Origin of the sequence: Bacillus sp. UMB0728 (assembly GCF_002858875.1) — a bacterium.
In the GTDB taxonomy this organism is placed as follows: Bacteria; Bacillota; Bacilli; order Bacillales; family Cytobacillaceae; genus Bacillus_AB; species Bacillus_AB infantis.
The window spans coordinates 17,993-35,222 of sequence record NZ_PKLA01000010.1 but is presented as its reverse complement, the minus strand read 5'-3'; the positions used below and the strand labels follow the sequence as shown (position 1 = coordinate 35,222).

Annotated in this window: 24 protein-coding genes; all 24 read left to right on the top strand. The window is 45.3% G+C overall.

Translation table 11 applies throughout. The features are described 5' to 3' along the window. Nucleotides 1-103: 103 nt before the first annotated feature. The 24 genes from rpoC (at nucleotide 104) to rplR (ending at nucleotide 17,228) form a co-directional block, all read left to right on the top strand. The gene (gene rpoC / locus CYJ37_RS25440; RefSeq protein ID WP_009791336.1) at nucleotides 104-3,703 is read left to right on the top strand and encodes a DNA-directed RNA polymerase subunit beta'; all 3,600 of its coding nucleotides are present in this window, start codon (nucleotides 104-106) and stop codon (nucleotides 3,701-3,703) included. A gap of 200 nt (nucleotides 3,704-3,903) precedes the next feature. Continuing rightward, entirely contained in the window at nucleotides 3,904-4,152 is a 249-nt protein-coding gene (locus tag CYJ37_RS25435) for a 50S ribosomal protein L7ae-like protein (RefSeq protein ID WP_022543219.1), read from the top strand. A gap of 102 nt (nucleotides 4,153-4,254) precedes the next feature. Next, a complete protein-coding gene (rpsL, locus tag CYJ37_RS25430) occupies nucleotides 4,255-4,677 on the top strand; it encodes a 30S ribosomal protein S12 (protein WP_009791334.1) in 423 nt (140 codons plus the stop codon). Nucleotides 4,678-4,724: 47 nt separating this feature from the next. After that, a complete protein-coding gene (rpsG, locus tag CYJ37_RS25425) occupies nucleotides 4,725-5,195 on the top strand; it encodes a 30S ribosomal protein S7 (RefSeq protein ID WP_009791333.1) in 471 nt (156 codons plus the stop codon). Between the two features lie 51 nt (nucleotides 5,196-5,246). Further along, nucleotides 5,247-7,325 (top strand): elongation factor G, encoded by a 2,079-nt coding sequence (gene fusA, locus CYJ37_RS25420; protein WP_009791332.1) that lies wholly within the window; start codon nucleotides 5,247-5,249, stop codon nucleotides 7,323-7,325. 118 nt (nucleotides 7,326-7,443) lie between these two features. Beyond that, nucleotides 7,444-8,631 carry an elongation factor Tu gene (gene tuf / locus CYJ37_RS25415; protein WP_009791331.1) on the top strand — a complete coding sequence of 396 codons (1,188 nt, stop codon included), beginning with the start codon at nucleotides 7,444-7,446 and terminating at the stop codon, nucleotides 8,629-8,631. 636 nt (nucleotides 8,632-9,267) lie between these two features. After that, entirely contained in the window at nucleotides 9,268-9,576 is a 309-nt protein-coding gene (gene rpsJ / locus CYJ37_RS25410; RefSeq protein ID WP_009791329.1) for a 30S ribosomal protein S10, read from the top strand. A gap of 36 nt (nucleotides 9,577-9,612) precedes the next feature. Continuing rightward, nucleotides 9,613-10,239 carry a 50S ribosomal protein L3 gene (rplC, locus tag CYJ37_RS25405; protein ID WP_009791328.1) on the top strand — a complete coding sequence of 209 codons (627 nt, stop codon included), beginning with the start codon at nucleotides 9,613-9,615 and terminating at the stop codon, nucleotides 10,237-10,239. A gap of 28 nt (nucleotides 10,240-10,267) precedes the next feature. After that, entirely contained in the window at nucleotides 10,268-10,891 is a 624-nt protein-coding gene (rplD, locus tag CYJ37_RS25400; protein ID WP_009791327.1) for a 50S ribosomal protein L4, read from the top strand. Further along, nucleotides 10,888-11,175 carry a 50S ribosomal protein L23 gene (gene rplW, locus CYJ37_RS25395; protein ID WP_170939578.1) on the top strand — a complete coding sequence of 96 codons (288 nt, stop codon included), beginning with the start codon at nucleotides 10,888-10,890 and terminating at the stop codon, nucleotides 11,173-11,175. Before rplD ends, rplW begins: the two co-directional genes overlap by 4 nt. A 30-nt stretch (nucleotides 11,176-11,205) precedes the next feature. Beyond that, a complete protein-coding gene (gene rplB / locus CYJ37_RS25390) occupies nucleotides 11,206-12,036 on the top strand; it encodes a 50S ribosomal protein L2 (protein ID WP_009791325.1) in 831 nt (276 codons plus the stop codon). A 60-nt stretch (nucleotides 12,037-12,096) separates the two neighbouring features. Continuing rightward, a complete protein-coding gene (gene rpsS, locus CYJ37_RS25385) occupies nucleotides 12,097-12,375 on the top strand; it encodes a 30S ribosomal protein S19 (RefSeq protein WP_009791324.1) in 279 nt (92 codons plus the stop codon). A gap of 18 nt (nucleotides 12,376-12,393) precedes the next feature. Then, entirely contained in the window at nucleotides 12,394-12,735 is a 342-nt protein-coding gene (gene rplV / locus CYJ37_RS25380) for a 50S ribosomal protein L22 (protein WP_009791323.1), read from the top strand. A 3-nt stretch (nucleotides 12,736-12,738) separates the two neighbouring features. Continuing rightward, nucleotides 12,739-13,395 (top strand): 30S ribosomal protein S3, encoded by a 657-nt coding sequence (gene rpsC, locus CYJ37_RS25375; RefSeq protein ID WP_009791322.1) that lies wholly within the window; start codon nucleotides 12,739-12,741, stop codon nucleotides 13,393-13,395. A gap of 1 nt (nucleotide 13,396) precedes the next feature. Further along, nucleotides 13,397-13,831: a 50S ribosomal protein L16 gene (rplP, locus tag CYJ37_RS25370; protein ID WP_009791321.1), complete on the top strand. Its 435-nt coding sequence runs from the start codon at nucleotides 13,397-13,399 to the stop codon at nucleotides 13,829-13,831. Next, on the top strand, nucleotides 13,821-14,024 hold the full coding sequence (gene rpmC / locus CYJ37_RS25365; protein WP_003351417.1) for a 50S ribosomal protein L29: 204 nt from the start codon (nucleotides 13,821-13,823) through the stop codon (nucleotides 14,022-14,024). The genes rplP and rpmC overlap by 11 nt, the downstream gene beginning before the upstream one ends. Nucleotides 14,025-14,043: 19 nt before the next feature. After that, nucleotides 14,044-14,307 carry a 30S ribosomal protein S17 gene (gene rpsQ, locus CYJ37_RS25360; RefSeq protein WP_009791320.1) on the top strand — a complete coding sequence of 88 codons (264 nt, stop codon included), beginning with the start codon at nucleotides 14,044-14,046 and terminating at the stop codon, nucleotides 14,305-14,307. A gap of 40 nt (nucleotides 14,308-14,347) precedes the next feature. Next, nucleotides 14,348-14,716, top strand: coding sequence for a 50S ribosomal protein L14 (gene rplN, locus CYJ37_RS25355; protein WP_009791319.1), 369 nt, complete (start codon nucleotides 14,348-14,350; stop codon nucleotides 14,714-14,716). Between the two features lie 33 nt (nucleotides 14,717-14,749). Further along, nucleotides 14,750-15,061, top strand: a complete 312-nt coding sequence (gene rplX, locus CYJ37_RS25350; protein ID WP_009791318.1) for a 50S ribosomal protein L24 — start codon at nucleotides 14,750-14,752, stop codon at nucleotides 15,059-15,061. A gap of 25 nt (nucleotides 15,062-15,086) precedes the next feature. Beyond that, nucleotides 15,087-15,626 (top strand): 50S ribosomal protein L5, encoded by a 540-nt coding sequence (rplE, locus tag CYJ37_RS25345; RefSeq protein ID WP_009791317.1) that lies wholly within the window; start codon nucleotides 15,087-15,089, stop codon nucleotides 15,624-15,626. Nucleotides 15,627-15,651: 25 nt separating this feature from the next. After that, complete coding sequence (locus CYJ37_RS25340) at nucleotides 15,652-15,837, top strand: type Z 30S ribosomal protein S14 (protein ID WP_009791316.1); 186 nt, start codon at nucleotides 15,652-15,654, stop codon at nucleotides 15,835-15,837. Nucleotides 15,838-15,867: 30 nt separating this feature from the next. Beyond that, a complete protein-coding gene (gene rpsH / locus CYJ37_RS25335) occupies nucleotides 15,868-16,266 on the top strand; it encodes a 30S ribosomal protein S8 (protein ID WP_009791315.1) in 399 nt (132 codons plus the stop codon). Nucleotides 16,267-16,296: 30 nt separating this feature from the next. Beyond that, a complete protein-coding gene (gene rplF, locus CYJ37_RS25330) occupies nucleotides 16,297-16,833 on the top strand; it encodes a 50S ribosomal protein L6 (RefSeq protein WP_009791314.1) in 537 nt (178 codons plus the stop codon). Nucleotides 16,834-16,865: 32 nt separating this feature from the next. Continuing rightward, nucleotides 16,866-17,228: a 50S ribosomal protein L18 gene (rplR, locus tag CYJ37_RS25325; RefSeq protein WP_009791313.1), complete on the top strand. Its 363-nt coding sequence runs from the start codon at nucleotides 16,866-16,868 to the stop codon at nucleotides 17,226-17,228. Nucleotides 17,229-17,230: the final 2 nt, after the last annotated feature.

The window sequence follows — 17,230 nt, the reverse complement described above, 5'->3', positions numbered from 1 at the left end:
ACTATATAAATTTGACTGCCGCTCCGCCTAAGGCGGAGGGCGGCATATTATTGCCGGATTAGCAATAAGGGTATAACCCGAGATTGAAAGGGAGGTAGGCCCCTTGCTGGATGTAAACAATTTTGAGTATATGAAGATCGGTCTTGCTTCACCTGATAAGATCCGTTCCTGGTCTTTTGGTGAAGTCAAAAAACCTGAAACAATCAACTATCGTACATTAAAGCCTGAAAAAGACGGCTTATTCTGCGAGCGTATTTTCGGACCTCAGAAAGACTGGGAATGCCATTGCGGAAAATACAAAAGGGTGCGCTATAAAGGCGTAGTCTGCGACCGATGCGGAGTGGAAGTCACCCGCGCGAAGGTTCGCCGCGAAAGAATGGGCCATATCGAGCTTGCTGCTCCTGTATCGCATATCTGGTATTTCAAAGGCATCCCAAGCCGCATGGGCCTTGTTCTGGATATGTCACCGCGTGCGCTTGAAGAAGTCATTTACTTTGCTTCATATGTAGTAACTGATTCCGGCGATACAGCACTAGAGAAAAAACAGCTTCTGTCTGAGAAGGAATACCGCGCTTACCGTGAGAAGTACGGCAATAAGTTCCAGGCATCCATGGGTGCAGAATCCATCAAGAAGCTGCTTTCTGATATCGATCTGAACAAAGAAGTAGACGCGCTTAAAGAAGAACTGACAACTGCCCAGGGCCAGCGCCGCACACGCGCCATCAAGCGCCTTGAGGTACTTGAAGCCTTCCGTGGATCTGGAAATGAACCATCATGGATGATCCTGGACGTGCTTCCTGTCATCCCTCCTGAGCTTCGTCCAATGGTTCAGCTTGACGGAGGAAGATTCGCGACGTCTGACCTGAACGATCTGTACCGCCGTGTCATCAACCGGAACAACCGTCTGAAGCGCTTGCTGGACCTCGGTGCTCCAAGCATCATCGTCCAGAACGAAAAGCGCATGCTCCAGGAAGCTGTAGACGCCCTGATTGACAATGGCCGCCGCGGACGTCCTGTCACAGGCCCGGGGAACAGGCCGCTTAAATCTCTTTCACACATGCTGAAAGGGAAGCAGGGCCGTTTCCGTCAGAACCTGCTTGGTAAGCGTGTTGACTACTCCGGACGTTCTGTTATCGTAGTAGGTCCTAACCTGAAAATGTACCAGTGCGGTCTGCCGAAGGAAATGGCGCTTGAGCTTTTCAAGCCTTTCGTCATGAAGGAATTGGTGGAAAAAGGACTGGCTCACAATATCAAATCAGCAAAGCGCAAAATTGAAAGAGTCCAGCCTGAGGTATGGGATGTGCTTGAAGAGGTAATCAAAGAGCACCCAGTTCTGCTGAACCGTGCACCTACTCTTCACAGGCTCGGAATCCAGGCCTTTGAACCAACATTGGTTGAAGGGCGCGCAATCCGTCTCCATCCGCTTGTATGTACAGCATACAATGCCGACTTTGACGGTGACCAAATGGCAGTCCACGTACCGCTGTCATCTGAAGCACAGGCAGAAGCACGCCTTCTAATGCTTGCGGCTCAGAACATCCTGAACCCTAAGGATGGAAAACCTGTTGTTACACCTTCCCAGGATATGGTGCTTGGTAACTATTACCTGACTATGGAAAGAGAAGGGGCAGTAGGAGAAGGAATGGTCTTCAACGATACAAGCGAAGCACTGCTTGCTTATCAGAACGGCTATGTCCACCTTCATACCCGTGTAGCAGTGAATGCAGGTACACTGAACAATGAAACATTCACAGAGGAACAAAGGAAAAAGCTTCTGATCACGACTGTCGGAAAGCTCGTTTTCAACGAAATCCTGCCGACTTCATTCCCGTATATCAATGAGCCGACAAAGACGAATCTTGAAGAAGAAACGCCTGCCCGCTACTTTGTAGAACGGGGAACGGATGTAAAAGAAGCTATTAAAAATATGCCGCTTGTTGATCCTTTCAAGAAGAAAATCCTTGGAAACATCATTGCGGAAGTGTTCAAGCGCTTTAAGATCACTGAAACATCCAAAATGCTTGACCGCATGAAGGATCTCGGTTTCAGACATTCCACTAAAGCCGGCATCACAGTCGGTGTGGCAGATATCGTCGTTCTTAAAGAAAAGCAGGAAATCATTCAGGAAGCCCAAGGCAAGGTTGATAATGTCCTTAAACAATTCAGGCGCGGTCTCATCACTGAGGACGAACGCTATGATCGTGTCATTTCCATCTGGAGTGCTGCGAAGGACACTATCCAGGCCAAGCTGATGAAGTCCCTGGATAAATCCAACCCGATCTTTATGATGAGTGACTCCGGTGCCCGTGGTAACGCATCTAACTTTACACAGTTAGCCGGTATGCGCGGACTCATGGCCAACCCGGCCGGCCGGATCATCGAACTTCCGATCAAGTCCAGCTTCCGTGAAGGACTGACAGTACTTGAGTACTTCATCTCCACACACGGAGCGCGTAAAGGATTGGCGGATACAGCCCTTAAGACGGCTGACTCCGGCTATCTGACCCGACGCCTTGTTGACGTTGCGCAGGATGTCATTGTACGTGATGATGATTGCGGAACAGACAGAGGACTGCAGATCAGCGCGCTGAAGGATGGCACCGAAGTTATCGAAGCACTGGATGAGCGCCTCATTGGCCGTTATGCACGCAGAGATATCAAGCATCCTGAAACAAACGCAGTAATCGTAAAAGAAAATGATCTTATTACAGAAGATCTGGCTGTTGAAATCGTGGAAGCAGGCATTGAGACTGTATGGATCCGTTCCGCCTTTACCTGCAACACGCGCCATGGCGTATGTAAGAAATGCTACGGGCGCAACCTGGCAACAGGCCAGGAGGTTGAAGTGGGCGAAGCTGTCGGAATCATCGCAGCCCAATCCATCGGTGAGCCTGGAACACAGCTTACAATGCGTACTTTCCATACAGGAGGCGTAGCAGGAGACGATATTACACAAGGTCTTCCGCGTATCCAGGAAATTTTCGAAGCACGTAACCCTAAAGGGCAGGCTGTCATTTCAGAGCTTGAAGGTGTTGTCGTGGGCATCAATGAAGGCCGTGACCGCCAGCATGAAATTGTGGTGCAGGGCGAGGTTGAATCCCGCACATATACTGCTCCATATACAGCACGCCTGAAAGTGGCTGTTGATGACAGGGTAGACCGCGGACAGGAATTGACTGAAGGTTCTATTGACCCTAAAGAATTGATTAAAGTAAGAGATGTAAATGCTGTACAGGAGTATCTGCTTCGCGAGGTGCAGAAGGTATACCGTATGCAGGGTGTTGAAATCGGCGATAAGCATATCGAGGTAATGGTCCGCCAGATGCTTCGCAAGGTGCGTGTCATCGATGCAGGGGAAACAGAAGTGCTGCCTGGCTCGCTTCTTGATATCCACCAGTTCACAGATGCCAATGAAAAGGCTCTGTTGAACGGCAAAATGCCTGCGACCGGCCGTCCTGTACTGCTCGGTATCACCAAGGCTTCACTTGAGACGGATTCCTTCCTGTCAGCTGCTTCCTTCCAAGAAACAACAAGGGTACTTACAGATGCTGCCATCAAAGGCAAGCGAGATGAATTGCTCGGGCTTAAAGAGAATGTCATCATCGGTAAACTGGTCCCTGCCGGAACTGGAATGCAGCGCTACCGCAGGGCAGAACCTTTCACTGCGGAAGAAGCATCCGAAGAAACAGTTACAGTGGAATAATGGAAATGCGGTGCCTGCCGAAAAGGAGGCACCGCATTTTATAGTAATAGCAAAACAGGAGGACGCACAGGTTCATAGATAGACTAAATGGAAATATGCATGAATCTAAAAAAATATTTGCCGTGATGTTGACAATATTCTTGTGCGATGGTACTATAGCAAAGGTGCTCCTATTTACCGGATACTTTGGAGGATATATCATGTCTTATGATAAAGTATTGCAGGCAAGAAATATTATAGTAGGAACAAAGCAAACAGTAAAAGCTCTGAAATCAGGAACAATCAGCGAAGTGCTGATCGCAGAAGATGCAGACCATAGAGCTGTTGAAAAAGTGATCAATGCGGCGCTTGAATATAAAGTTCCGGTCACCCGGGCCGGCTCGATGAAATCATTGGGAAAGGCCTGCGGAATCGACGTAGGTGCGGCAGCTGTTGCAATATCTATTTAAAAACTGTTTTTGTAGATGAAGATCTGCAAGGACTTTGTTTTTGCAACAAAATGAACCACCTGGATGTGTGGGCTTACACAAAAGACGAAGGGAGGAAAAATCATGCCTACAATTAACCAATTAGTGCGCAAGCCTCGTAAGACAAAAGAGGAAAAGTCAAAATCACCTGCGCTTAACAAAGGTTACAACAGCTTCAAAAAAGCACAAACTAACGTATCATCTCCACAGAAACGCGGTGTATGTACTCGTGTTGGTACAATGACTCCGAAGAAACCAAACTCAGCGTTGCGTAAATATGCTCGTGTACGCTTGACTAACGGAATCGAGGTTACTGCCTACATTCCTGGTATCGGACACAACCTTCAAGAGCACAGCGTAGTATTAATCCGCGGCGGACGAGTAAAGGACTTACCAGGGGTACGTTACCACATCGTGCGCGGCGCGCTTGACACTGCCGGTGTTAACAACCGTATGCAAGGCCGTTCTAAATACGGTACTAAGCGTCCTAAAGCAGCTAAAAAATAATGATTGACCACAAATAATATTCAGTTTTTTCGAAAGGAGGAAATTACATGCCACGTAAAGGTCCTGTAGCAAAAAGAGACGTATTACCAGATCCGATTTACAATTCAAAGCTAGTTAGCCGTCTTATCAACAAAATGATGGTTGATGGCAAGAGAGGTAAATCTCAAGCTATTCTTTATTCAGCATTTGATATCATCAGCGAGCGCAGCGGAAAAGAGCCAATGGAAGTGTTCGATCAAGCACTTAAGAACATCATGCCGGTTCTTGAAGTAAGAGCGCGCCGTGTAGGTGGTGCAAACTATCAAGTACCAGTTGAGGTGCGCCCAGACCGCCGTACGACTCTTGGTCTTCGCTGGTTGGTTAACTATTCTCGTCTTCGCGGTGAGAAAACAATGGAAGAGCGTTTGGCTAACGAAATCCTTGACGCTGCCAACAACACAGGTTCATCTGTGAAGAAGCGTGAAGATACTCATAAAATGGCTGAAGCTAACAAAGCATTCGCTCACTACCGCTGGTAGGATTGAACCCACAAACAAACTATTACATTTACTAGGAAGGAGAAAGACCCAATGGCAAGAGAGTTCTCCTTGGATAATACTCGTAATATCGGCATCATGGCCCACATCGATGCCGGTAAAACAACTACGACTGAGCGCGTACTTTACTACACTGGCCGTATCCACAAAATCGGTGAAACACATGAAGGTGCTTCACAGATGGACTGGATGGAACAGGAGCAGGAACGCGGTATCACAATCACTTCTGCAGCAACAACTGCACAGTGGAAGGGCCACCGTGTAAACATCATCGATACACCAGGACACGTAGACTTCACAGTTGAAGTTGAGCGTTCACTTCGTGTACTTGATGGTGCAGTAGCAGTCCTTGATGCACAATCAGGGGTTGAGCCTCAGACTGAAACAGTTTGGCGCCAGGCTACTACTTACGGTGTACCACGTGTGGTATTCGTAAACAAAATGGATAAGCTGGGTGCAGATTTCCTTTACTCACTCGGTACACTCCACGATCGTCTGCAAGCCAATGCAGCAGCTATCCAGCTGCCAATCGGTGCTGAAGACCAGTTCGAAGGAATCATCGACCTGATCGAGATGAAAGCGACTTTCTACGGCAACGACCTTGGAACAGACATCGAAGACCGTGAAATCCCTGAGGAATACAAGGCGCAAGCTGAAGAATACCGTGAAAAGCTGATTGAAGCGGTAGCAGAGCTTGATGAAGAATTAATGGAGAAATACCTTGGCGGTGAAGAAATCACTAACGACGAGCTGAAAGCAGCTATTCGTAAAGGTACTGTAAACGTTGAATTCTATCCTGTAATCTGTGGATCAGCGTTCAAAAACAAAGGTGTTCAGAAAATGCTTGATGCAGTAATCGACTATCTTCCGTCTCCACTGGACGTACCTGCAATCAAAGGTACTCTTCCGGATTCTGAAGAAGAAGTTACTCGTCCTTCAAGTGACGAAGAGCCATTCTCAGCTCTTGCATTTAAAGTTATGACTGACCCTTATGTCGGTAAGCTTACATTCTTCCGTGTATACTCTGGTACATTGAGCTCAGGTTCATACGTACAGAACTCTACTAAAGGCAAGCGTGAGCGTGTAGGACGTATCCTGCAGATGCACGCCAACTCCCGTGAAGAGATCTCTCAAGTATACGCAGGGGACATTGCTGCTGCCGTAGGTCTTAAGGATACTACTACAGGTGACACTCTCTGTGATGAGAAGAACCTTGTAATCCTTGAGTCCATGGAATTCCCTGAGCCGGTTATCCAATTGTCCATCGAGCCTAAGTCAAAGGCTGACCAGGACAAAATGACAACTGCTCTTCAAAAGCTTCAGGAAGAAGATCCTACATTCCGTGCGCATACTGACCAGGAAACTGGACAGGTTATCATCGCGGGTATGGGTGAACTTCACCTTGATATCCTTGTTGACCGTATGAAACGTGAATTTAAAGTGGAAGCAAACGTTGGTGCGCCTCAGGTTGCATACCGTGAAACTTTCCGTGCTTCAGCTAAGGTTGAAGGTAAATTCGCACGCCAATCTGGTGGACGCGGACAATTCGGACACGTTTGGATTGAATTCTCTCCAAACGAAGAAGGTAAAGGCTTTGAATTTGAAAATGGCATCGTCGGCGGTGTTGTTCCACGTGAATACATCCCGGCTGTTCAAGCTGGACTGGAAGATTCCCTTGACAGAGGTGTTCTTGCTGGATATCCGCTAGTTGATATTAAAGCAAGACTGTTCGATGGATCTTACCATGATGTCGATTCATCAGAAATGGCGTTTAAAATTGCCGCTTCAATGGCACTGAAAAACGCTGCTTCTAAATGTAACCCTGTTATCCTTGAGCCAGTCATGAGGATAGAAGTTATCATTCCAGAAGAATATCTGGGAGATATCATGGGTAACGTCACTTCCCGTCGTGGACGTGTAGAAGGTATGGATGCCCGCGGCAATGCTCAAGTTGTCCGTGCAATGGTTCCGCTGTCTGAAATGTTCGGATATGCAACTTCCCTGCGTTCAAGCACACAAGGCCGTGGAGTATTCTCCATGCACTTTGACCACTATGAAGAAGTACCGAAGTCGATTTCTGAAGAAATCATCAAAAAAAATAAAGGTGAATAATTGATTTTACCTTTATAATCAAGTATAACTACTATTGTAGAACCAAGCTGCTGATCGGCTTGCCTGTCAGCAGCTCTAAAAATACTTAACTTTTTAAAATTAAAGGAGGATTTTCCTAATGGGTAAAGCTAAATTCGACCGTTCAAAACCCCACGTTAATATTGGTACAATTGGTCACGTTGACCACGGAAAAACAACTCTAACAGCTGCTATCACTACAGTTCTTGCTAAGTCTGGCGGAGCTGAAGCACGCGCTTACGATCAAATCGACGGTGCTCCAGAAGAAAGAGAGCGTGGAATCACAATCTCTACTGCACACGTTGAGTACGAAACTCCTAACCGTCACTATGCGCACGTTGACTGCCCAGGACACGCTGACTATGTTAAAAACATGATCACTGGTGCTGCTCAAATGGACGGCGGTATCCTAGTAGTATCTGCTTCTGACGGCCCAATGCCACAAACTCGTGAGCACATCCTTCTTTCTCGTCAAGTAGGTGTACCTTACCTTGTTGTATTCATGAACAAGTGTGACATGGTTGACGACGAAGAGCTTCTTGAACTAGTAGAAATGGAAATCCGTGACCTTCTTTCTGAGTATGAGTTCCCTGGTGATGACATTCCTGTAATCAAAGGTTCTGCTCTTAAAGCTCTTGAAGGTGACGCTGCTTGGGAAGAGAAAATCAACGAGCTTATGGCTGCAGTTGACGAGTACATCCCAACTCCAACACGTGACACTGACAAGCCATTCATGATGCCTGTTGAGGATGTATTCTCAATCACTGGCCGTGGTACTGTTGCTACAGGACGTGTTGAGCGTGGACAAGTTAAAGTCGGTGACGTAATCGAAATCATCGGTCTTACTGAAGAGCCAAAATCAACAACTGTAACAGGTGTTGAAATGTTCCGTAAGCTTCTTGACTTTGCAGAAGCTGGAGACAACATCGGTGCCCTTCTTCGTGGTGTAGCACGTGAAGATATCCAGCGTGGTCAAGTTTTGGCTAAGCCAGGCTCAATCACTCCACACGTAAAATTCAAAGCTGAAGTTTACGTTCTATCTAAAGAAGAAGGTGGACGTCACACTCCATTCTTCACTAACTACCGCCCTCAGTTCTACTTCCGTACAACTGATGTAACTGGTATCTGCAACCTTCCTGAAGGTGTAGAGATGGTTATGCCTGGCGACAACATCGAAATGACTGTTGAGCTTATCGCTCCAATCGCTATCGAAGAAGGTACTAAGTTCTCTATCCGTGAGGGTGGACGTACTGTAGGCGCTGGCGTTGTTGCTACAATCACTGAGTAATCTCTGATTGATATATAAAGAAGCAGATGGATCAATTCCATCTGCTTCTTTTTTGCTTTTATCTCCGAACTAACCTTAGGTCTTTCATACATGAGGGTTGCTTTCAACCTGCCGTGAGTGGAAGCTGGCTCCAGAAGAACATAGATAGAAGCTTGCGTTTCAAGCTTGAATTTCTGTTGCGTAACAATACCAGGGGGTAATCGTTTATTTATCGGAATGCTGGATGGTGATGCCCTTGATGTCTGCCCATGCAAAACTGCTCTATAGTATAGAAGAAAAAGGTTGCGCTGCTTAAGAAGAGAGAAGAAACAGTAACGGGTCCAGCATGAGTGACAGCAGGTTTTTTTAGTTTCAATATATAAATATACATCAGGCACAGTGAATTGTTAGACTTCTTCCAATCCCCTTGAAAACCTGCGATATACCCGCTATAATAGTAAAAGTGTGCGAAACATAAAAGAATATAACATTTCATGTTGCAATTCTTAAATGGTTTCTGTATAATAGACAATGTTGGTCTTTGACTGCGATGAAGTGAAAGGTTGCTGACACACCCGGCCGCTTTGCCATGGCGAGTGTGTGGGAAATTTTCACGGAGAATGTCTATATCAATATAGGCGAAAAGGAGGGAAAATAATGGCAAAACAAAAAATTCGTATCCGTTTAAAAGCGTATGATCACAGGATCCTTGATCAGTCTGCCGAAAAGATTGTTGAAACTGCAAAGCGTTCTGGTGCGGCTGTGTCCGGCCCGATCCCATTGCCGACTGAAAAGTCAATTTACACAATCCTGCGTGCGGTCCATAAGTACAAAGATTCACGTGAGCAGTTCGAAATGCGTACGCATAAGCGTCTGATCGACATCATCAACCCAACTCCACAAACAGTTGATTCACTGATGCGCTTAGACCTGCCATCAGGTGTAGATATCGAAATCAAATTATAATGAAATAAATTATTAAATTCTCAGGAGGTGTGACTAATGACCAAAGGAATCTTAGGAAGAAAGATCGGTATGACTCAAGTATTTGCTGAAAATGGCGACCTTATCCCGGTAACTGTTGTAGAAGCTACAGGAAACGTTGTTCTTCAAGTGAAATCTGTCGACACTGACGGATATGAAGCGATCCAGCTTGGCTTTGAAGATAAGCGCGAAAAGCTTTCCAACAAACCTGAACAAGGACATGTCGCGAAAGCTGATACTGCTCCTAAGCGCTTCGTTCGCGAATTCCGCGGAGTTGACTTAGCAGCATATGAAGTTGGTCAAGAAGTCAAAGTAGATATTTTCGCAGAAGGCGATACTGTTGATGTAACAGGAATCTCTAAAGGTAAAGGTTTCCAAGGCTCTATCAAGCGCCACGGACAATCACGCGGACCTATGTCACACGGTTCACGCTACCACCGTCGCCCTGGTTCAATGGGACCTGTAGCTCCTAACCGTGTATTCAAAGGTAAAGCATTGCCAGGACGCATGGGCGGAGACCAGATCACTGTTCAAAACCTGGAAATCGTTAAAATTGATGCAGAACGCAACCTGCTTCTGATCAAAGGAAACGTACCTGGAGCGAAGAAAGCTCTTCTAAAAATCAAAACTGCGGTTAAAGCATAATTAATCCAGTCAGAAAGGAGGAAATAGAATGCCTAAAGTAGCATTGTTAAACCAAGCTGGTTCACAAGTTGGAGAAATCGAACTAAATGAAACCATCTTCGGTATTGAGCCTAACAACCACGTACTATTCGAAGCTGTTGTAATGCAAAGAGCTTCTTTACGTCAAGGAACTCATAAAACTAAAATTCGTTCTGAAGTAGCCGGCGGCGGACGCAAGCCATGGCGCCAAAAAGGAACTGGACGCGCTCGTCAAGGTTCCATCCGTTCACCACAATGGCGCGGAGGCGGTACAGTATTCGGTCCTACTCCACGCAGCTACAGCTATAAGCTGCCTAAAAAGGTACGCCGTTTAGCAATCAAATCTGCACTATCTTCTAAAGTGGCAGAAGAAAACATTCTAGTATTAGAAAACCTTGCTTTAGAAACTCCTAAAACAAAAGACTTCAAGGGTGTCCTTACTGGACTGTCTGTTGATAAGAAAGCTCTTATCGTAACAGCTGATCTTGATGAGAACGTAGCATTGTCTGCGCGCAATATCCCTGGAGTGACTGTTGTAACTGCAACAGGCGTCAATGTTTTGGATGTTCTAAGCCATGATAAGCTTATCATGACTAAAGCAGCGGTTGAAAAAGTAGAGGAGGTGCTTGCATAATGGATGCACGCGATATCATTAAGCGCCCCGTTATCACTGAACGTTCTACTGACCTGATGGCTGACAAAAAGTATACTTTTGAAGTTGATGTTAGAGCTAACAAAACTCAAGTTAAAGATTCTATCGAAGAAATCTTTGGCGTAAAAGTTGAGAAAGTAAACATCATGAACTACAAAGGTAAGTTCAAGCGCATGGGTAAATTCGGCGGCTATACAAACAAACGCCGTAAAGCTATCGTAAAACTAACTGCAGACAGCAAAGAAATCGAATTCTTTGAAGTCTAATAACCATAACTAGAAGAGGAGGGAAACGAAATGGCGATTAAAAAGTATAAACCTACCTCCAACGGTCGTCGCGGCATGACTACTTCTGACTTTGCTGAGATCACTACAGACAAACCGGAAAAGTCACTATTAGCTCCTTTAAAGCGTAAAGGCGGCCGTAACAACCAAGGTAAGTTAACAGTTCGTCACCAAGGCGGCGGACACAAACGTCAATATCGTATCATCGATTTCAAACGTGATAAAGATGGCATTCCAGGACGCGTTGCTACGATCGAATATGATCCAAACCGTTCAGCCAACATCGCACTAATCAACTACGTGGATGGAGAAAAGCGTTACATCCTTGCTCCTAAGAACCTTTCGGTGGGCACTGAAGTAATGTCTGGACCTGAAGCTGACATCAAAGTGGGTAACGCACTTCCACTTGCAAATATTCCAGTGGGTACTGTTATCCACAACATCGAACTGAAACCTGGCAAAGGCGGACAGCTTGTACGTTCAGCAGGTACTTCTGCTCAAGTATTGGGTAAAGAAGGCAAATATGTTCTTGTTCGTTTAAACTCTGGTGAAGTTCGCATGATCCTTGCTACTTGCCGCGCTACAGTAGGTCAAGTGGGCAACGAGCAGCACGAACTGATCAACATCGGTAAAGCCGGTCGTTCACGCTGGTTAGGCAAGCGCCCAACTGTCCGTGGTTCTGTAATGAACCCGAATGATCACCCGCACGGTGGTGGTGAAGGTCGCGCTCCTATCGGACGTAAATCACCAATGTCTCCTTGGGGCAAACCAACTCTTGGTGCCAAAACACGCAAGAAGAAGAGCAAATCCGACAAGTTTATCGTACGTCGTCGTAAAAAATAACGGGATTGAGCTACGGTTCCACAAGAGAACCGTAGAACGATCACGAAGGGAGGTTCAATCATGGGTCGCAGCTTAAAAAAAGGACCTTTTGTTGATGAGCATTTAATGACAAAGATCGAAAAGTTAAATGAAAACGAAGGCAAGCAAGTGGTAAAGACTTGGTCACGCCGTTCTACGATCTTCCCGCAATTCATTGGTCACACTATCGCAGTTTATGATGGTCGTAAACATGTACCTGTATATGTGACAGAAGACATGGTAGGGCACAAGCTTGGAGAATTCGCTCCATCTCGTACTTACAAAGGCCATGGCAATGATGATAAGAAAACAAGACGTTAATGAGAGGAGGGCATCCTGATGCAAGCTAAAGCTGTTGCAAGAACAGTTCGTATTGCTCCTCGTAAAGCTCGTTTAGTCGTAGATTTAATTCGAGGTAAGCAAGTAGGTGAAGCGGTGGCTATCTTAAACCATACGCCAAAAGCAGCTTCTCCTGTCGTTGAAAAATTATTGAAATCCGCATTGGCAAATGCTGAGCATAACTACGAAATGGACGTAAACAATTTAGTAGTATCTCAAGTATTCGTTGACGAGGGACCAACTTTGAAGCGTTTCCGTCCGCGTGCTATGGGCCGTGCAAGTGCAATCAACAAACGTACTAGTCATATTACTATCGTTTTATCAGAAAAGAAGGAGGGATAATCAGTGGGTCAAAAAGTAAATCCAGTCGGTTTGCGAATCGGTGTCATCCGTGATTGGGAGTCAAAATGGTTCGCAGGCAAAGACTATGCTGAACTTTTACACGAAGACCTTAAAGTGCGTGAGTACATTACGAAGCGTTTAAGCGATGCATCACTTTCTAAAGTTGAGATCGAGCGTGCAGCTAACCGTTTAAACATCACTATCCACACTGCTAAGCCTGGTATGGTTATCGGTAAAGGCGGTTCTGAAGTTGAAGCTCTTCGTAAAGCTCTTAACTCACTTACTGGCAAACGTGTTCACATCAACATTCTTGAAATCAAAAAAGCAGACATCGACGCGAAATTAGTTGCGGAAAACATTGCTCGTCAATTGGAAAACCGCGTATCTTTCCGTCGTGCTCAAAAGCAAGTTATCCAACGTGCAATGCGCGCTGGCGCTAAAGGTATCAAAACAATGGTATCTGGCCGTCTTGGCGGTGCTGATATCGCTCGTTCTGAATCTTACAGCGAAGGTACTGTTCCACTTCATACACTTCGTGCTGATATCGACTATGCTACTGCAGAAGCAGACACAACATACGGTAAATTAGGCGTTAAAGTATGGATCTATCGTGGAGAGGTGCTTCCTACAAAGAAGAAAACTGAGGAAGGAGGCAAATAATATGTTATTGCCAAAACGCGTTAAGTATCGCCGTGTACACCGCGGAAAAATGCGTGGACAATCAAAAGGCGGTACTGAAGTGAACTTCGGTGAATTTGGCCTTCAAGCTCTTGAGGCTTCTTGGATCACTAACCGTCAGATTGAATCTGCCCGTATCGCGATGACTCGTTACATGAAACGTGGCGGTAAAGTATGGATCAACATCTTCCCTCACAAGCCTTACACTGCAAAGCCTCTAGAAGTCCGAATGGGTTCTGGTAAAGGTGCTCCTGAAGGATGGGTAGCAGTAGTTAAGCCAGGGAAAATCATGTTTGAAATTGCCGGCGTATCTGAAGAGGTAGCTCGTGAAGCATTACGTCTTGCATCACACAAACTTCCTGTAAAGTGCAAGTTTGTAAAACGAGAAGAAATTGGTGGTGAATCAAATGAAAGCTAATGAAATTCGTGACCTTACCACTGCTGAAATAGAACAAAAAGTAAAATCTTTAAAAGAAGAGCTATTCAACCTGCGCTTTCAATTGGCGACTGGACAACTTGAAAATACAGCTCGCATTCGTGAAGTACGCAAAGCGATTGCTCGCATGAAAACTGTTATTCGTGAGAGAGAGATCGGCGTTAACAATCGATAATTGATAGGAGGTTCGCACAATGAGTGAACGTAACCAACGCAAGGTTTACACTGGACGCGTTGTTTCCGACAAGATGGACAAAACAGTCACTGTTCTTGTAGAAACATACAAAAAGCACACGCTCTATGGTAAGCGCGTTAAGTACTCTAAAAAGTTTAAAGCTCATGACGAGCAAAACGAAGCAAAAATTGGCGATGTGGTTCGTATTATGGAAACTCGTCCACTTTCTGCGACTAAACGCTTCCGTCTTGTAGAAGTAGTAGAAAAAGCAGTTATAATCTAATGGTTCGGAATAAGCTTCATCCCGAAGGGAGGTTACACGCATGATTCAACAAGAATCACGTTTGAAAGTTGCTGACAACTCAGGTGCTCGTGAAGTACTGACAATTAAAGTCCTTGGTGGCTCTGGCCGCAAAACAGCTAATATCGGTGATGTTATCGTTTGTACTGTAAAACAAGCAACACCAGGTGGCGTTGTTAAAAAAGGTGACGTCGTTAAAGCAGTTATCGTTAGAACTAAGCGCGGTGTCCGCCGTGATGACGGTACTTACATCCGTTTTGATGAAAACGCATGTGTAATTATCCGTGACGATAAGGGTCCACGCGGAACTCGTATCTTTGGCCCAGTTGCACGTGAATTGCGCGACAGCAACTTTATGAAAATCGTATCACTAGCTCCAGAAGTACTATAATTCAAACAAATTGCCTTTAAGGAGGTGCGACAGATGCATGTAAAAAAAGGTGACAAAGTCATGGTCATTTCTGGTAAGGATAAAGGCAAATCAGGTGTGATCCTTGCTGCTTTCCCAAAACAAAGCCGTGTGCTTGTTGAAGGTGTGAACGTAGTAAAGAAGCACTCTAAGCCATCCCAAGTGAATCCGCAAGGCGGAATCATCAGCCAAGAAGCACCTATTCATGTATCAAACGTGATGCCAATCGATCCTAAGTCAGGTAACCCGACACGTGTTGGTTACAAAGAGGTTGATGGCAAGAAAGTTCGCGTTGCGAAAAAATCCGGTGAAGTTCTAGATAAATAAGTAATTGAAGAAGGGAGGTACAAGAATGAACCGCCTAAAAGAGAAGTTTTCAAATGAAATTACACCTGCTCTTATGAGCAAGTTTAACTACGAATCAATCATGCAAGTACCAAAGCTTGAAAAAATCGTTATCAACATGGGTGTCGGCGATGCTGTTGCAAACGCAAAGTCGCTTGACAATGCTGTTGAAGAGCTTGCGGTTATCAGCGGCCAAAAGCCGGTTGTAACCCGTGCTAAAAAATCAATCGCTGGGTTCCGTCTTCGTGAAGGCATGCCTATCGGTGCTAAAGTTACTCTGCGCGGAGAGCGCATGTACGAGTTTTTTGATAAATTAGTATCTGTATCTCTTCCACGTGTACGTGACTTCCGCGGGATCTCAAAGAAATCCTTTGACGGCCGTGGCAACTACACTCTTGGTGTGAAAGAACAGTTAATCTTCCCTGAGATTGATTACGATAAAGTAAGCAAAGTTCGTGGTATGGATATCGTTATCGTTACTACAGCTAACACAGATGAAGAAGCTCGTGAACTTTTAACTCAATTTGGAATGCCATTCCAAAAGTAATCGCTAAATAGAGGGAGGCGACAACGTGGCTAAAAAGTCAATGATTGCGAAACAAAAACGCACGCCTAAATATCCGGTACAAGAATACACTCGCTGCGAACGCTGCGGGCGTCCACATTCCGTATACCGTAAATTTAAGCTTTGCCGTATCTGTTTCCGTGAATTAGCATACAAAGGACAAATTCCTGGTGTGAAAAAAGCTAGCTGGTAAAACCCAAAGTCTGGGAAGGAGGTAAAAACAATGGTCATGACAGATCCAATTGCAGATTTGCTTACACGCATCCGTAATGCGAATATGGTACGTCACGAAAAATTAGAGGTTCCTGCTTCTAATATCAAGAAAGAAATCGCTGAAATCCTTAAGCGTGAAGGTTTCGTTCGTGATGTAGAGTTTATCGAAGACAATAAACAAGGCATCATCCGCATTTTCCTTAAATACGGTGCAAACAACGAGCGCGTTATCACTGGTCTTAAGCGCATCAGTAAGCCTGGTCTTCGTGTATATGCAAAATCAAACGAAGTTCCTCGCGTGTTAAACGGTCTAGGAATCGCATTAGTATCTACTTCTCAAGGAGTTCTTACAGATAAAGAAGCCCGCGCTAAGCAAACTGGCGGAGAAGTATTAGCATACGTTTGGTAATAGAGTTTCTCAAGAATGGAGGTGCAATAAATGTCTCGCGTAGGTAAAAAACCAATTGAAATTCCAAGTGGAGTTACAATCACTGTAGATAATAACAATGTGACAGTTAAAGGCCCTAAAGGCGAATTGACTCGTTCATTCAGCCCTGATATGGCAATCAGCGTGGAAGAGAACATCATTAATGTTTCCCGTCCATCAGAAGCGAAAGAGCACCGCGCACTGCACGGAACTACTCGCGCCCTGATCGCAAACATGGTTGAAGGTGTTTCTAAAGGATTTGAAAGAGGCCTTGAGCTTATCGGTGTCGGTTACCGTGCTCAAAAGCAGGGGAAAAACCTGATCCTGAACGTTGGCTACTCTCACCCTGTTGAAATCGTTCCTGAAGAAGGAATCGAAATCGAAGTGCCTTCTAACACGAAGGTTATCGTAAAAGGCACAAGCAAAGAACGTGTTGGTGCACTTGCTGCTAACATTCGTGACGTTCGTCCTCCAGAGCCTTACAAAGGTAAAGGTATCCGCTACGAAGGCGAATATGTGCGTCGTAAAGAAGGTAAAACAGGTAAGTAATGCCGCATAGGCAAACGAAAGGAGTGACCTAAATGATTACGAAGGCTGATAAAAATCAAGTCCGCAAAAAAAGACATGCCCGCGTGCGTGCTAAACTTAGCGGTACTGAAGCTCGTCCTCGTTTAAACGTGTTCCGCTCTAACAAGCATATCTATGCTCAGCTGATCGATGATGTGAACAAAGTGACTGTTGCAAGTGCTTCAACACTTGATAAGGAAGTTGAACTTACTGCTACAGGAAACACAGATGCTGCTGTTAAGGTTGGAGAACTAGTTGCTAAGCGCGCTGTTGAAAAAGGTGTTAAAGCTGTTGTTTTTGACCGCGGAGGCTACCTGTATCACGGACGTGTTAAAGCATTAGCAGATGCTGCTCGTGAAAACGGCTTAGAATTTTAATA

Coding starts and splice junctions, on each gene's coding strand:
- rpsQ (WP_009791320.1), top strand. CDS start 14,044: ATGAGTGAACGTAACCAACGCAAGGTTTACACTGGACGCGTTGTTTCC.
- rplR (WP_009791313.1), top strand. CDS start 16,866: ATGATTACGAAGGCTGATAAAAATCAAGTCCGCAAAAAAAGACATGCC.
- rpsS (WP_009791324.1), top strand. CDS start 12,097: ATGGGTCGCAGCTTAAAAAAAGGACCTTTTGTTGATGAGCATTTAATG.
- rpsH (WP_009791315.1), top strand. CDS start 15,868: ATGGTCATGACAGATCCAATTGCAGATTTGCTTACACGCATCCGTAAT.
- rplN (WP_009791319.1), top strand. CDS start 14,348: ATGATTCAACAAGAATCACGTTTGAAAGTTGCTGACAACTCAGGTGCT.
- rplB (WP_009791325.1), top strand. CDS start 11,206: ATGGCGATTAAAAAGTATAAACCTACCTCCAACGGTCGTCGCGGCATG.
- rplD (WP_009791327.1), top strand. CDS start 10,268: ATGCCTAAAGTAGCATTGTTAAACCAAGCTGGTTCACAAGTTGGAGAA.
- rplE (WP_009791317.1), top strand. CDS start 15,087: ATGAACCGCCTAAAAGAGAAGTTTTCAAATGAAATTACACCTGCTCTT.
- rpsL (WP_009791334.1), top strand. CDS start 4,255: ATGCCTACAATTAACCAATTAGTGCGCAAGCCTCGTAAGACAAAAGAG.
- rplP (WP_009791321.1), top strand. CDS start 13,397: ATGTTATTGCCAAAACGCGTTAAGTATCGCCGTGTACACCGCGGAAAA.
- rplC (WP_009791328.1), top strand. CDS start 9,613: ATGACCAAAGGAATCTTAGGAAGAAAGATCGGTATGACTCAAGTATTT.
- rplX (WP_009791318.1), top strand. CDS start 14,750: ATGCATGTAAAAAAAGGTGACAAAGTCATGGTCATTTCTGGTAAGGAT.
- rpsJ (WP_009791329.1), top strand. CDS start 9,268: ATGGCAAAACAAAAAATTCGTATCCGTTTAAAAGCGTATGATCACAGG.
- CYJ37_RS25435 (WP_022543219.1), top strand. CDS start 3,904: ATGTCTTATGATAAAGTATTGCAGGCAAGAAATATTATAGTAGGAACA.
- rpsG (WP_009791333.1), top strand. CDS start 4,725: ATGCCACGTAAAGGTCCTGTAGCAAAAAGAGACGTATTACCAGATCCG.
- rpmC (WP_003351417.1), top strand. CDS start 13,821: ATGAAAGCTAATGAAATTCGTGACCTTACCACTGCTGAAATAGAACAA.
- rplF (WP_009791314.1), top strand. CDS start 16,297: ATGTCTCGCGTAGGTAAAAAACCAATTGAAATTCCAAGTGGAGTTACA.
- fusA (WP_009791332.1), top strand. CDS start 5,247: ATGGCAAGAGAGTTCTCCTTGGATAATACTCGTAATATCGGCATCATG.
- tuf (WP_009791331.1), top strand. CDS start 7,444: ATGGGTAAAGCTAAATTCGACCGTTCAAAACCCCACGTTAATATTGGT.
- rplV (WP_009791323.1), top strand. CDS start 12,394: ATGCAAGCTAAAGCTGTTGCAAGAACAGTTCGTATTGCTCCTCGTAAA.